Source organism: Chryseobacterium elymi, assembly GCF_003385495.1.
GTDB lineage: Bacteria > Bacteroidota > Bacteroidia > Flavobacteriales > Weeksellaceae > Chryseobacterium > Chryseobacterium elymi.
The window spans coordinates 46,298-59,947 of record NZ_QNUH01000018.1 but is presented as its reverse complement, the minus strand read 5'-3'; the positions used below and the strand labels follow the sequence as shown (position 1 = coordinate 59,947).

The following is a 13,650-nucleotide window of genomic DNA, read 5'->3' as shown; positions in this document are numbered from 1 at the left end:
ATCATTATATTGTATTTGGATTGGGTGTTAAAATATAAAAAAATGCCTCCCTTGGCATGATTTTTACAGCTTATAGCATTAGTAAAATTAAAATTAGAGTTATGAAAATGTTAAAACAAGCAATAGTACTGGCTGGCATCTTAACAGCAGGTATCGCAAGCGCACAGGACTCAAAAATGAATAATATGATCAAAGTGGGCGCTAATGTTGGCTTAGCAGTGCCTGCGGATAATCTGTCTGCAGCAGCAGGTGTAGATATATCTTATCAGAATTTGATCACTCCCGGATTTGGATTAGGTATTGCAACAGGATATACTCATTATTTCGGAAAAAGTAACAACGGATATGATAACAATGATGTAGGGGTAATTCCTGTAGGTGCTTTAATAAGAATCTATCCGAAACAGACTGGTTTCTATTTTGGAACAGACTTAGGGTATGGTTTCCTTGTAGGAGATGATAAAGTTGCTTCCAACAGTTCTGTTGATAGACCGGACGGAGGGTTCTACATCAAGCCGGAGATCGGATACCACAACAGAGACTGGAATTTCTTCGTACAGTACCAAAAAGTTTTTGTAGGAGATAAAGGAGATATTGCAGGACAGGACTATAATGTGGGAAATATCGGAGTAGGATTCGGATACAATATTCCATTAGGAAAGTAGTTAGATTTATATATAAACAATTATTAGCCAAACCTTTTTATGAAAATGAAAAGGTTTTTTGCTTCCCTGCAGGATTTACGAAAACTATTATTATATTTGATAAAATTTGAGGTTATGATTTTGAATCCAAAATTCCCGCTTTATTTACCAGGAGTAGAGAACAGTAATAATGATAATGTCACTATCATTGGAGCAAGTCTCCGTGAAGATATAACGATCTTAGGCTATTTTGTTTCCAGTAACGGAGGCCTTGAGATAAAAATTCAGAATGAATATAATACCAAAGAGTACACTTCATTTTCTGACATATTAAGAAAATTCATTCAGGACAACCAACTGGACAATGTAAAGCGTCTGGCAATGGCTGTACCTGGACCTGTAATCAATGGCAAAAGCAGCCCTGCACGATTGGGCTGGGACCTGGATATTGAAGAATATACCAGAGACTTCGGATTCGAGAAAGGAGATATGCTGAATGACCTTGAAGCATCAGCTTATGGAATGGGGCTTCTTGAGGACAGCGATCTGGATCCTATTTATACCAGCGGACATCTTGAAAAAGGAAATGTGGCCATCCTGGCTCCCGGAAACGGACTGGGTGAAGCCGGATATTTCTTTGACGGAAAATATCTGAGACCTTTTGCTACAGAAGGAGGACACTCGGAATTCTCACCAAGAACGAATGTTGAGGTAGAATTTTATCAGTTCTTAAATAATATCTATGGTATTGTAAGCTGGGAGAATGTTCTCTCTAAAACAGGTCTTTTCAATATCTACAGATTCCTGAGAGATGTAAAAAGACATCCGGAACCGGAATGGCTTGCAGAACGTCTTAACGGAGGAAACTTTGTGGAGGAAATTTACAAAGCTGCAGTAGAAGACGATGTGCTGATCTGTAAAATTGCTTTAGACACCTTCCTGGAATTTCTTGCAAGAGAAGCCAATAACCTTGTGCTGAAGCTTAAGGCTACAGGAGGACTGTTGATTTCGGGAGATATTCCGCAGACGATCAGAGAATATATCGACAAAAGAAAATTCTATGATAAGTTTAAGATAAGCGATAAGATGGAAGGATTACTGAAAAGCACTCCGTTGTATCTGATCAAACAGAATCATACGGCATTAAAAGGAGCAGCGTTATACACAGCATACTATCAAGACTAATAGATAAAACTCCGAAATTTCCGGAGTTTTTTTATGGGATGATATTATTCATAAAAATAATTAATTTTATTGATATACATCAATGAAATCTATCGGGTAAGTTGGGTACATTTGCACCATTAAACAAGTAAATAACTTTATTCAAAATGAAAAAAATATTCTTATTAGCGGTTTTAGCTGGTGGTTTTGCATTCGGACAGTCAAAGAAAGTAGTGGCATCTGATGTTCATTGGTGGGGGTACAAAGTGGCAAAGTCTGAGGCAAGTTCTCATGACGGTACTGTAAAAGTAAAATCAGGAGACATGATCATGAAAGGAAATAACCTGGTAGGCGGAAGCTTTGTACTGGATATGACTTCTATTAATGCAACCGACCTTACAGGAGAGTATCAGCAGAAATTAAACGGACACCTTAAGAACGGAGACTTCTTTGAAGTTGAAAAATTTCCTACTGCTTCTTTCAAAATCACTTCTGTAAAGAAAAACAGTGATAAAATCTATAATTCTTTAGTAACAGGAAATCTTACCGTTAAGGGAAAGACAAGCGCCATTACTTTCCCTGCCAAGATTGCTTACAGCAAAGGAGTGGTAAGTTTAGTTTCAGAAAAATTCTCTTTCGACAGACAGAAATTTGATGTTGCCTACAAATCTACTATGCAGGATGTTTTTGTGAAAGATGACATCGAAATGCTTGTAAAGGTAACTGCTAAATAATTTAATCAAAAAAAGATTATTAAAAGTGTAGAAGTTCTACACTTTTTTTTATTTTTGTTAAATTGTAAATAAAAAAGAATGAAAAGATTACTATTGTTTGCTATGATGTGTGTGAGCATATCATTTGTTTCTGCACAGAAGAAGTTTGATAAAGTTTCAAAAGTGACTTCATCAGAGATCAGGTGGTGGGGATATAAAGTTGTAAAAACTGAAGCTTCTTCGCATTCAGGGACGGTAAAGCTGAAAAGCGGGAAATTCAATTTCGATAAAACGGTCCTTGTAGACGGAGAATTTATTATAGATATGAGAAGCCTGATGGCAGGAGATGTTTCGGATGAAGATCAGATCAAGCTTACTAATGACCTGAAAAGCACCAATTTCTTTGAAGTTAAAAAATTCCCGATCGCAAAATTTCACTTGACTAAAATCATTCCTTTAGCAAACAGTGAGTACAATTCAACGGTTTATGGTGATGTTACCATCAAAGGGGTAAGAAAAACAATCACTTTCCCTGCCAATGTATACGTAACCCAGTTTACAGTAGTCGTAGAGTCTGCTAAGTTCTCTCTGAATAGAAGAGACTTTAAGGTATTCTACCAATCTTCCCTGAAAGATTATTTCATCAAGAACGAAATGGATATCCAGTTCAAAGTTTCTACGGAAAAGCTGGATAACAACAACAGGGTTCCTGTAAAGAAAAAGAAATAAGCAAAATATACTTTCAAATATTAAAGTGGGCGGTTTTTTATAAACTGCCCATTTTTTATGCATACATCTAATTTAAGAGAAATCAAATTATTCCTTTCAGAGCATAGTGGGACCCAAAAAGCAAAACTCATCTTAATGTTTAAATAATGCACAACCGAAATTTAATTTATGTTTTTACCATGTTTTTCATAAATTAGTACTATGAAAATTTATGTAATAAGCGGTCTCGGAGCCGATTTTAAAGTGTTGGAAAGACTGGAATTTCCCGAGAACTGTGAGTTAAATTTTATAGACTGGCTCATTCCGGACAAAAATGAGCCATTTCATTCCTATGTCCAAAGAATGGCGGAAAAAGTAGATGATGCCGAACCGTTCTGCCTGCTGGGGTATTCTTTTGGAGGCATTATGGTGCAGGAGATCAATAAGCTGAAGCCTGCCCAAAAAGTGGTCATCATGGGAAGCATCAAATCAGATAAAGAAAAATCTAAATTTATCAGGACCGGGGAGATCACCAAAATTCCAAGAATACTTCCTGTCGGGATGTTTAATGACAAAGCAGCTAATGTATATTCTGTGGTCAGAAAACTGTTTGATCCCAAAAACCCTAAAATTCTTGAATATTTCAGAGTCAGAGATCCCTATTACCTCAAATGGTCTGTAGAAAAAGTTTCCGAGTGGAAATTTGAAGAAACTCCGGAGGTTATTCAGATATTGGGAGATAAAGATATTGTTTTTCCCATTAAATATTCAAAGCCGGATTATGTCATCAAAGGTGGGACCCATCTTTTCCCGGCTACAAAACACAAAGAAGTATCTAAAATATTAAAAGAAGTTTTTATTTAAAATTGATTGTATTTTATTTTAGATGTTATTTTTTTAAGGGTTGTTAGGTTGAAATGTATGTTTTTATAAAATTTATATTTAATTTTGATGGGGTTAAATGTAAATTGTATGAAAATTGGTATAAAATGGATCGTTTCATTCTCGGTCATTACTCTGGTAGCATTCGGCGGATTATTTTGGAGTCCAATCGTTGATTTTCCCAACACCGGAGAATTTCTAAATGAAGATAAGATCATAGGGGCAGATGTAGCATGGATTCTTGCTGCAGCGGGGCTTGTACTCTTGATGACACCAGGGCTTTCATTCTTTTACGGAGGCATGGTAGGAAAGAAAAATGTGATCTCCACTATGCTGCAAAGCTTTATTGCACTCGGTGTTATTTCTATTTTATGGGTTGTTGTTGGATTTTCTTTGTCATTTGGGGATTCTTTAGGCTTTGAGATTAAGGGCATTCATTACGGAATCATTGGGAATCCTTTAAGCTATCCATTCTTCAGCCGGGTAGGAGTTTTGCCTCACAAAATGATGGCTTCCACCATTCCTTTCGTACTTTTTGCTCTTTTTCAAATGAAATTTGCTGTTATTACTCCCGCACTTATTACCGGTTCTTTTGCTGAGCGGGTGCGTTTTATCTCTTATCTTTTATTCATGGTGCTTTTCAGTATTTTCATCTATACGCCGCTTTGCCATATGGTATGGCATCCAGACGGACTTCTGAATAAATTTTTTGGAGTAAAAGACTTCGCTGGTGGAACTGTAGTCCATATGAGTGCAGGTTTTGCAGCTTTAGCTGGAGCTATGGTCCTTGGAAACAGGAAAAATCCGCATCATGAGCCTTCCAATATTCCTTATGTCCTTCTTGGAACAGGAATGCTGTGGTTTGGATGGTTTGGATTTAATGCCGGATCCGCTCTGAGTGCAAATGCTTCTGCAGCAATGGCTTTCGGAACAACCACCATTGCCTCTGCTTCTGCTATGATGACCTGGATATTTTTCGACAGAATCAATGGAAGAAGCGTTTCTGCATTGGGAGCCTGTATTGGGGCTGTAGTAGGGCTGGTAGCCATTACTCCCGGCTGTGGTTTTGTCACTATTCCGGAAAGCCTTTTTATAGGATTTGCAGCAGCTATTGTTTCTAACCTTATGGTAAACTGGAAAGCGTTGAAGAAAATAGACGATACCCTCGATGTTTTTGCCTGCCATGGAGTAGGAGGAATTATGGGAATGATCCTAACTGCTGTTTTTGCCCATGGTGAAAATGCCAGCCTTCTTCATGGAGGTGCTGAAGTTTTCGCCCATCATATGGCTGCTCTAATGCTTGTTTCAGCTTTTACATTCTTCGGTTCGCTGCTTCTATATAAAATTACAGATTCTATAATTACTCTTAGAGTTTCCGAAGACGCGGAATCTGTTGGGCTAGATATTTCTCAGCATGGAGAAAGTCTGAAATAGTATATTTAGAATCCTTAAATTATCATTAATCCGAATGAAAGGCTGAATTTATTGGGATTTATCACGTACCTTTGTTTTAAGAGGAAAATGAAGAATTATCTATGGAATCAATATCGGTTTTTGAGATTATTAAAGTAGGAATAGGCCCATCCAGTTCGCATACGATGGGTCCATGGAATGCAGCTTCTGCATTTATTAGAATTATAAAAAGGGAAAGATCAATTGCAGAGGTGAAAGAAGTTTTCCTTGAATTTTTCGGTTCTTTAGCTAAAACCGGAATTGGGCACGGAACAGATATTGCCGGAATGCTTGGACTGAATGGTGAGGATTTTAAAACAATAGACACAACAAAAATCGATGAGAAAGTCGATAAGATAAAAAATACTCAGATCCTGAATCTGGGTGGTGAAAAAGAAATTCCTTTTGTATACGGACATCACCTGATCCTGAATATGGAAAAATCACTTGATTTTCACCCCAACGGAATGATCTTTAAAGCTGTTTTTGAAGACGGCACCGAGCTTGTTCAGGATTTTTATTCTGTAGGAGGCGGATTTATTGCAAGCCAGGAAAAAAATTCCATAGAAAAACACTGTGTCCGAACATTATATCCTTGCCATCACGGTTCGGATATTGTAAAATACTGTGAAAAATTAGGATTTAAAAGATTTTCAGATCTGATCCTTATTAATGAAGAAAGCTGGAGATCCCAGGAAGAAACCAGGCAGGAAGCCCTCAATATCTGGAAGAACATTAAAGAATGTATCTACAAAGGAGTCAATAAAGAAGGAATCCTTCCCGGCGGCTTAAATGTGACCAGAAGGGCTGCAGGGATCAACAGAAAGCTTTTAGGAGACAAGATTTATAAAAATATCGACGAATGGTTTAAGCTGGTTGTTGACGCAGAAGAGAATTTCACGAATATCAATAAGTGGATCGCGTGTTTTGCTTTGGCAGTAAATGAAGAAAACGCCAGTTTCGGAAGAATCATTACAGCACCTACCAATGGAGCCAGCGGTGTTATTCCGGCAGTTTTAATGTATTCGCAGGCATTTACCGAATTCATAAGTGAAGATGATATTGTGAGATTTTTACTTGTAGCAGGAGAGATAGGAACCTTATTCAAGAAAAATGCTACGATTTCTGCTGCAATGGGTGGGTGCCAGGCTGAGATCGGAGTTTCATCAGCAATGGCAGCAGCCGGACTTACAGAGATTTTAGGAGGAAGCATTGGTCAGGTATTGATGGCGGCTGAAATAGCTATGGAACATCACCTTGGTCTTACCTGCGACCCGATCAAAGGACTTGTACAGATCCCATGCATTGAAAGAAATACAATGGGTGCCATGAAAGCGATCACGGCAGCTAATATTGCCTTGGAAAGTGACCCTACGAAAGCAAAAGTAACGCTGGATGAAGTAATCCAGACCATGTGGGAAACGGCTTTATCCATGAGTGACCGTTTTAAGGAAACTTCAGAAGGCGGACTTGCCATTGCGGTCAATGTTCCTGAATGTTAAAAGTAAACGATATTGTTTTATATATAAAATCCTTAGAAAATTAATCTAAGGATTTTTTTAACTAAACTCTTATCACAAAGGCAAACAAAGTAGTTTTTCTGTCAAGTATAATAAGGTAAACACGGGCATTTCATTCAGTAAAGTAATACAATATATGCTTCCTGCATGTTGTTTACAATAAGTAAACGGCCTTGTTATCTTAAAATACCTCTGATCCTGTTGGCATTGCTGATAAGCTCTTCAAGATATTCATAATTTTCTTTTTCTAATGCGGCTTTGAATTTTCGGAGCTGTGTGATGTGCTCATTCAGAACATCCAGAACATTCTCCTTGTTTTGCTTAAAGATAGGCACCCACATTTCAGGATGAGATTTTGCAAGACGTACTGTACTGGAGAAACCGGAACTGGCAAGCTGAAAAATGGTCTCTTCTTCCCGTTCCTTTTCCAAAACGGTATTGGCCAGAGCATATGATGTAATGTGTGAAATATGTGAAATATAGGCCGTATGAATATCATGAGCTTCCGCATTCATATGGATCAGGTGCATATCCAGGTTTTCTGCCACTTTTTCAACCAGTTGAAGCGCATCAGGGGCAGATTCCTCTTTATTGCAGATCACTCCGGCTTTTCCCGAAAAACTGTCGGAAACAGCAGATCCTGGACCGCTGTTTTCTGTACCCCACATTGGGTGAAATGCTACAAACCTGGAACGTTTCGGATGGCTTTTGACAGCATTTACAATTCCGGCTTTGGTTGATCCCGCATCCATAACAGTCTGTTGGTCTGATATAAGGTCCAGAACCTCCGGAAGCAGTTTTCTGGCCGCATCTACAGGAACGGCAATGATGATGAAGTCTGCATTTTTAACCCCATATTCTAGATCCGTGCCAGCATCAATAATATGACGATTCAATGCTTCCGTAATATGCTGCTGATTATTGTCGATTCCGTAGATAAAATCTGCAATGCCTTTTTCCTTTAATTTTAAAGCCATTGAGCCTCCGATTAACCCTGTACCAATAATACTTATTTTCATCTTTTAAAATTTTTTAAAATAAAAAACCCCGTCAAGGACGAGGTTTTTAAGTTATGTTCATAAGAATCCTAGCCCAGTTTTGAGTTAAAAATTCTATAATAATATGTTCCGTTATTGAAATTCACAGAGCGAAGGTATAAAATATTTTTTAAACTCAGGATATTTTTGACTTAAATTATTATGGTGCTTCTTTGCCGGCTTAATCCGCGCTGTGGATGATGGTTCTTTTAACGTCTTTATCCATTTGCTCCAGACTTAGGGAGGTTATTCCGCCTTCAAACTGACACTCAATTTCAGTTTTTTCAGACTGTTTACATTAACCGTTTCCTCACACTTTTCAAAGGTAATCTCGTAAGAAGGGTTCTTCTCAGGATACGTCAGAACATAATCTGGACAAGGTTTTTTCTGTGCGTGGCTTCTGTCAAAATCTACTTTTCCTTTGGTAATGATACTGTCTTTTATGAATTTTTCATCAATTTTATAAGTACTCATTCCGTTTTTAACGTCTTCGGAATATTTGAATTCTTTAGACAGAGTTTCTGCAATTACGCGACTGTTGGGAAGATATCCGCTGCAGCTCGCCCCTTTTTTGTTCAGAATAAAAAATACAAGAATCAGCCCCGGAATAAGGCCTATTAAAAAGAATTTAACTTTTTTCATTAGAAAATTAAAAGATTGATATCATGGTAAGTAAGTCCGAAACGGTCGCAGATCACTTTTTTGGTATGTCTTCCTTTGTACATATACAAACTCTGTTTCATTTCATTTTTGCGGATCAGCATATTTTCAAAGCCGCCTTCTTCATCGTAATTCAGAATATAGGAAAGGAAGAAATTGGAGATGGCTTTTGTAGTCGTTCTTGGCATTCTCGATGTAAGGTTCGGAAGTCCGCAGTGGATCACGCCGTGCTTGATAATGTAAGGATTATCCATGGTCGTAAGCTCTGAGGTTTCGATCACTTTGCCATTATCTATTGTTATATCAATGATGACGCTGCCTTTTTTCATTTTCGCGACCATTTCTTCAGTAACGATCGGGGTCATATTTAATCTCGGAAGCGCTCCGATAACAACGTCTGCACGCCTTAAAGCCTTGCTTAATTCTTTCGGATCAATAATGGAAGTCGGGACACGGCTGTCTACTAAGGTATGAAGCCTTCTCAACTTTGAAAGTGAATTATCAAAAACCCTTACACTGGCTCCAAGCCCGATGGCAGCTTTCGTGGCAAATTCGCCTACGATACCGGCTCCTAAAATAACAACTTCTGCTGGTCTTACTCCTGTAATGCCACCCAGCATTAAGCCGTTTGACAAAGCAAGAAGTTCTGACGCGTATAAAATAGAGACTGTACCGGCAATTTCACCAATCAGTCTTACCAAAGCAAGCTGCTTATACTCATCTACGATAAATTCAAAAGCAATGGCATTGATCTTTCTCTCTGCAAGTTTTAAGAAATAATCTTTGTCCCTCAGGTTGATCTGAAGAGCTGAAACCAGATACGTATTAGGCTTCATGTAGTCTATTTCTTCTTCTGTAGGTGGGTTGACCTTTAAGATAAGATCCTGTCCGAAAGCCTCTTTGGGATCATTGGTGATCTTTGCCCCGGATTCAGAATACTGAAGATCTGTAAAAAAAGAACCTTCTCCGGCACCTGCTTCTATAATAAGTTCGTGACCGTGTTCTACCAATACCTGTACCGCATCCGGAGTAATGCATGTTCTCCTTTCGTTAAGACAGGTCTCCTTAGGAATTCCAATGCTAAACTGTTTTCCTTTCTTTATAACCTCCAATTTTTCTTCCTTCGGCATCAATTCTTCTTCAGTGAAAGGAGTAAAAATATTTGTAGTACTCATTCTTTAATTAAATTAGGTCTTACAGGTTGTTATTTTACAATGAATTAATAAGCAAAGATACATAATATTTACTCGAATGAAACTTCTCTTTTGTCCCCGGTATTCACGATGCTCATTGTGTGGTAGTTAAGCCCGTAGAGCTCTTCTTCATACACTTCCGGCCATTCTATGATGCATAAAAAAGCATTATCCAGGTATTCTTCGATGCCGATATCATACACTTCTTCAATATTTTTTAAACGGTAAAGGTCAAAATGATAAATCTTTCCTTCCGGTGTATTGTATTCGTTGACAATAGAATAGGTAGGAGAGCTGACTTCATCATTGCTTCCCAGGTTTTTAAGAAGAAACTGCGTGAATGTTGTTTTACCCGCGCCGAGATTTCCTTTTAAAAGAAGGATGTTATGCTTTAAATCAGGAATAATTTTATCGACAATTTCCTGCCAGTCTTTGATCCCTTGTATAGTGAACTGCATAAAAGTAATTTGTGCAAAAATAAGCAATTTAGCTGGAGACTGGGAAGGTTTAAGAGTGGAAGAGTTTTAGGGTGGGAGTGTGGGAATGTGATAGAGTGGCGGATTGTTGTGGAAAATATGGTTTTTGTATGTTAATTGTAGAAATATTTGTTTTTCATATTTAATATAGTTATTGTTAAATTCTGAAAAACTCTGCAACTCTAAAACACTCCGACTCGTATGCAAAACACTTTCTCTATCTCTATAAATTTACTTATTTTTACACTATGATTTCCAAACAGACCATAGATAAAATTTTCTCAACGATACGGGTAGAAGAAATAGTGGGAGAGTACGTTCAGCTGAAAAGAGCAGGGTCTAATTTCAAAGGACTCAGTCCTTTTCATGAGGAAAAATCTCCGAGTTTTGTCGTTTCACCCAGTAAGCAGATCTGGAAAGATTTCTCAACAGGAAAAGGAGGAACGGCTATTTCTTTCCTGATGGAAATCGAGAATTTCACCTATCCTGAAGCCCTTCGTCACGCCGCCAAAAAGTATGGAATTGAAATTGAAGAAGATCAGCGGGAATTTTCTGAAGAAGCAAAACATGCACAGACCGAAAAAGATCAGCTGTATAAAATTCATGAGGTTGCCAACTCCTATTATCAGGATATTCTTTGGGATTCGGAAGAAGGAAAAAGTATTGGTCTGGCTTACTTCAGAGAACGTGAGCTTAAGGATGATATCATAAAGAAATTCCAGCTCGGATATTCACCGGAAAAGAAAAATGCCTTTACAGTGTATGCTGAAGAAAAAGGGTATTCGAAGGAAATCCTTGAGAAATCAGGACTTTCCATATTTCCTGAAAATACACCTTCCGGGATCGACCGTTTCCGGGAAAGGGTTATTTTCCCGATTCACAGTTTTTCGGGAAGGGTTTTAGGGTTCGGAGCCAGAATTCTTAAAAATAACGTCAAAACGGCCAAGTATCTGAATTCTCCGGAAACGGAAATTTATCATAAGTCTAATGTACTTTATGGCTTAAATCAGAGTAAACAGGCTATTTCACGAAAAAATATCTGCCTTCTTGTAGAAGGTTATATGGACGTGATTGCCCTTCATATGGCAGGGATCGAGAATGTAGTGGCGAGCTCCGGGACGTCTCTGACAACGGAGCAGATCAAACTCATCAAAAGACTTACTGAGAATGTAACGATTCTTTTTGACGGTGACAATGCCGGAATTAAAGCCAGTTTCAGAAGTATCGACATGCTTTTGACGGAAGGTATGAATATCCGTGTCCTGCTGTTTCCGGACGGTGATGACCCGGATTCTTTTTCCAGAAAACATCCGCAGGAATATGTTGAAAAATTCATCGAAAATGAAGCGAAGGATTTTATTGATTTTAAAGCTGAAATCCTTTTAAGGGAAGTCGGAAATGACCCGATTAAAAAAGCTGAAGCGATCCGGGATATTGTAAAATCTGTAGGTTTTGTTCAGAATGCTTTAAAAAGAGAAGTTTATCTTAAAGAGGTTTCCAATAAATTCGGACTTTCGGAGCAGAGTCTTTTCAATGAGCTCGATGTTCAGAAACAGATCATACAGAACCAGCATCAGCATGTTCAGCAACAGAAAGAAAAGGTTCAGCCAAAACTGGAGATTGTGCCTTTGAACGAGGAAAAGGAAGATCCTTATCTGTACGATGTTCTGTTTATGGAAAGCAAACTTGTAGATCATATGCTGATGTTCGGAGATATCGTTCTGAAAAGGACCAATGAAAAAAACGAGGAATACCAGATCACGGTTATTGAAGAAATCCTGATGCATTTTGAGGAAGAGCAGTACAATTTTTTAGTAAAAGGCAATGAAATTATCATTGATCAGGTAAAAGAAGGTATTCAGAAAGATGAGCTTAGAAGCGGGAACTTTTTTGTGACATTCATGGATGAAGAGATCACCACCAAAGTAGTGGATGCTCTGATGCCTCCTGATGAATTGGAGAACTGGGGTTCCAGAAACATTTATCCTCCCAATTACGGAGACAAAATAGCAGAACAGGTTCAAGGTGATGTTCTGTTGCACAAATACAGGTATATAGATTATCTGATTAAAGAAACAGCACGACAGTTGGATGAATACAGAGGCTCTGATGAGACAAAGTATTATGAACTGATTAAAAAGATTACCCTGTTGAAACAAGCCTCTATCAGATTGAGCAATATTATTGAATATTCACCGATCAAAGGAATCTACATTGATAGGAAACGATAAGTTTACAGACATAATACTGATGATCAGATGGGTATTCTGTGACAAAAAGTCCTATAAAATTTTAGGAATAAAAGTTGTAATTTAAACTTCGAAAAATATTTAATAATACATAATAGAAATATGGACATTAAAAAAGACTTCAGAGATTTCTCTGTAAAACATTTAGGAAACAACGGTCTGGTTACCGATCAGTATATGGGAATGTACGGCCCAACAAACCTTACGCCGTATATTATGGAAGAAAGAAGATTAAACGTAGCACAGATGGACGTATTTTCACGTCTGATGATGGATAGAATTATCTTCTTAGGAACCGGAATTGATGATCAGGTTGCGAACATCGTAACGGCACAGCTTTTATTCCTTGAAAGTGCAGATCCTTCGAAAGATATCCAGATCTATATTAACTCTCCGGGTGGAAGTGTTTATGCAGGTTTAGGAATCTATGACACCATGCAGATTATTAAGCCGGATGTAGCAACAATCTGTACAGGAATGGCAGCTTCAATGGGAGCGGTTTTACTTGTGGCAGGAGAAAAAGGAAAGCGTTCTGCACTTAAACATTCAAGAGTAATGATTCACCAGCCTTCAGGAGGTGCTCAGGGAGTAGCTTCAGATATGGAGATTAACTTAAGAGAAATGTTAAAATTGAAGCAGGAGCTTTACGAAATCATCGGTCAGCACTCTGGACAAACCTATGAATGGGTAGAGAAATCTTCTGACAGGGATTACTGGATGACTTCTGAAGAAGCGAAAGGCTACGGAATGGTAGACGAAGTTCTACAGAGATCTACAGAGAAAAAATAATTTCCTTTTTTAGGAATATTGAAAAACGCACTGATTCAGTGCGTTTTTTTGTTTTACCACAAAAGAGACAAAATTTTTTAAACACTTTTAGTTGTTTTGAGTTTAAAAGCTTTGAAGAAAAAGATCACTTAAGTCTTATGAAAATCAAAGATTTTGATATTGA

General features: G+C 38.0%; 13 protein-coding genes. 9 read left to right on the top strand and 4 right to left on the bottom strand.

All coding sequences use genetic code 11. The features are described from left to right. Positions 1-101 precede the first annotated feature (101 nt). From DRF60_RS17000 to DRF60_RS16970, 7 genes are all read left to right on the top strand, one after another. The gene (locus DRF60_RS17000; protein ID WP_116013446.1) at positions 102-665 is read left to right on the top strand and encodes a hypothetical protein; all 564 of its coding nucleotides are present in this window, start codon (positions 102-104) and stop codon (positions 663-665) included. Between the two features lie 114 nt (positions 666-779). Then, positions 780-1,829, top strand: coding sequence for a glucokinase (locus DRF60_RS16995; RefSeq protein WP_116013495.1), 1,050 nt, complete (start codon positions 780-782; stop codon positions 1,827-1,829). Between the two features lie 146 nt (positions 1,830-1,975). Continuing rightward, positions 1,976-2,542: a YceI family protein gene (locus DRF60_RS16990; RefSeq protein WP_116013443.1), complete on the top strand. Its 567-nt coding sequence runs from the start codon at positions 1,976-1,978 to the stop codon at positions 2,540-2,542. Positions 2,543-2,620: 78 nt separating this feature from the next. Then, positions 2,621-3,250, top strand: coding sequence for a YceI family protein (locus DRF60_RS16985; RefSeq protein ID WP_116013440.1), 630 nt, complete (start codon positions 2,621-2,623; stop codon positions 3,248-3,250). Positions 3,251-3,451: 201 nt separating this feature from the next. Further along, positions 3,452-4,093 carry an alpha/beta hydrolase family protein gene (locus DRF60_RS16980; RefSeq protein WP_116013437.1) on the top strand — a complete coding sequence of 214 codons (642 nt, stop codon included), beginning with the start codon at positions 3,452-3,454 and terminating at the stop codon, positions 4,091-4,093. 108 nt (positions 4,094-4,201) lie between these two features. Continuing rightward, complete coding sequence (locus DRF60_RS16975; RefSeq protein ID WP_116013435.1) at positions 4,202-5,545, top strand: ammonium transporter; 1,344 nt, start codon at positions 4,202-4,204, stop codon at positions 5,543-5,545. Positions 5,546-5,646: 101 nt separating this feature from the next. After that, on the top strand, positions 5,647-7,065 hold the full coding sequence (locus DRF60_RS16970) for an L-serine ammonia-lyase (RefSeq protein WP_116013432.1): 1,419 nt from the start codon (positions 5,647-5,649) through the stop codon (positions 7,063-7,065). A gap of 194 nt (positions 7,066-7,259) precedes the next feature. Here the strand turns inward: DRF60_RS16970 and DRF60_RS16965 are convergent, their stop codons facing one another. The 4 genes from DRF60_RS16965 to tsaE all read right to left on the bottom strand — a co-directional run bounded on the left by DRF60_RS16965 (position 7,260) and on the right by tsaE (position 10,431). Next, a complete protein-coding gene (locus tag DRF60_RS16965) occupies positions 7,260-8,102 on the bottom strand; it encodes a prephenate dehydrogenase (protein ID WP_116013429.1) in 843 nt (280 codons plus the stop codon). Between the two features lie 264 nt (positions 8,103-8,366). Then, a complete protein-coding gene (locus DRF60_RS16960) occupies positions 8,367-8,762 on the bottom strand; it encodes a hypothetical protein (protein WP_116013426.1) in 396 nt (131 codons plus the stop codon). After that, positions 8,762-9,955 carry an alanine dehydrogenase gene (locus DRF60_RS16955; RefSeq protein WP_111956148.1) on the bottom strand — a complete coding sequence of 398 codons (1,194 nt, stop codon included), beginning with the start codon at positions 9,953-9,955 and terminating at the stop codon, positions 8,762-8,764. Before DRF60_RS16955 ends, DRF60_RS16960 begins: the two co-directional genes overlap by 1 nt. Positions 9,956-10,023: 68 nt before the next feature. After that, positions 10,024-10,431 carry a tRNA (adenosine(37)-N6)-threonylcarbamoyltransferase complex ATPase subunit type 1 TsaE gene (gene tsaE / locus DRF60_RS16950; protein ID WP_116013423.1) on the bottom strand — a complete coding sequence of 136 codons (408 nt, stop codon included), beginning with the start codon at positions 10,429-10,431 and terminating at the stop codon, positions 10,024-10,026. Between the two features lie 266 nt (positions 10,432-10,697). Between tsaE and dnaG the strand changes: the two genes are divergently transcribed. Together dnaG and clpP are read left to right on the top strand one after the other, a co-directional pair. Continuing rightward, complete coding sequence (dnaG, locus tag DRF60_RS16945) at positions 10,698-12,680, top strand: DNA primase (RefSeq protein ID WP_116013421.1); 1,983 nt, start codon at positions 10,698-10,700, stop codon at positions 12,678-12,680. 120 nt (positions 12,681-12,800) lie between these two features. Continuing rightward, positions 12,801-13,487 (top strand): ATP-dependent Clp endopeptidase proteolytic subunit ClpP, encoded by a 687-nt coding sequence (gene clpP, locus DRF60_RS16940; RefSeq protein WP_116013418.1) that lies wholly within the window; start codon positions 12,801-12,803, stop codon positions 13,485-13,487. The last annotated feature ends 163 nt before the right edge of the window (positions 13,488-13,650 follow it).

What these genes read in the sequence shown, in the direction of transcription:
- DRF60_RS17000 (WP_116013446.1), top strand. Translation starts at nt 102, where the DNA reads ATGAAAATGTTAAAACAAGCAATAGTACTGGCTGGCATCTTAACAGCA.
- DRF60_RS16995 (WP_116013495.1), top strand. Translation starts at nt 780, where the DNA reads ATGATTTTGAATCCAAAATTCCCGCTTTATTTACCAGGAGTAGAGAAC.
- DRF60_RS16990 (WP_116013443.1), top strand. Translation starts at nt 1,976, where the DNA reads ATGAAAAAAATATTCTTATTAGCGGTTTTAGCTGGTGGTTTTGCATTC.
- DRF60_RS16985 (WP_116013440.1), top strand. Translation starts at nt 2,621, where the DNA reads ATGAAAAGATTACTATTGTTTGCTATGATGTGTGTGAGCATATCATTT.
- DRF60_RS16980 (WP_116013437.1), top strand. Translation starts at nt 3,452, where the DNA reads ATGAAAATTTATGTAATAAGCGGTCTCGGAGCCGATTTTAAAGTGTTG.
- DRF60_RS16975 (WP_116013435.1), top strand. Translation starts at nt 4,202, where the DNA reads ATGAAAATTGGTATAAAATGGATCGTTTCATTCTCGGTCATTACTCTG.
- DRF60_RS16970 (WP_116013432.1), top strand. Translation starts at nt 5,647, where the DNA reads ATGGAATCAATATCGGTTTTTGAGATTATTAAAGTAGGAATAGGCCCA.
- DRF60_RS16965 (WP_116013429.1), bottom strand. Translation starts at nt 8,102, where the DNA reads ATGAAAATAAGTATTATTGGTACAGGGTTAATCGGAGGCTCAATGGCT.
- DRF60_RS16960 (WP_116013426.1), bottom strand. Translation starts at nt 8,762, where the DNA reads ATGAAAAAAGTTAAATTCTTTTTAATAGGCCTTATTCCGGGGCTGATT.
- DRF60_RS16955 (WP_111956148.1), bottom strand. Translation starts at nt 9,955, where the DNA reads ATGAGTACTACAAATATTTTTACTCCTTTCACTGAAGAAGAATTGATG.
- tsaE (WP_116013423.1), bottom strand. Translation starts at nt 10,431, where the DNA reads ATGCAGTTCACTATACAAGGGATCAAAGACTGGCAGGAAATTGTCGAT.
- dnaG (WP_116013421.1), top strand. Translation starts at nt 10,698, where the DNA reads ATGATTTCCAAACAGACCATAGATAAAATTTTCTCAACGATACGGGTA.
- clpP (WP_116013418.1), top strand. Translation starts at nt 12,801, where the DNA reads ATGGACATTAAAAAAGACTTCAGAGATTTCTCTGTAAAACATTTAGGA.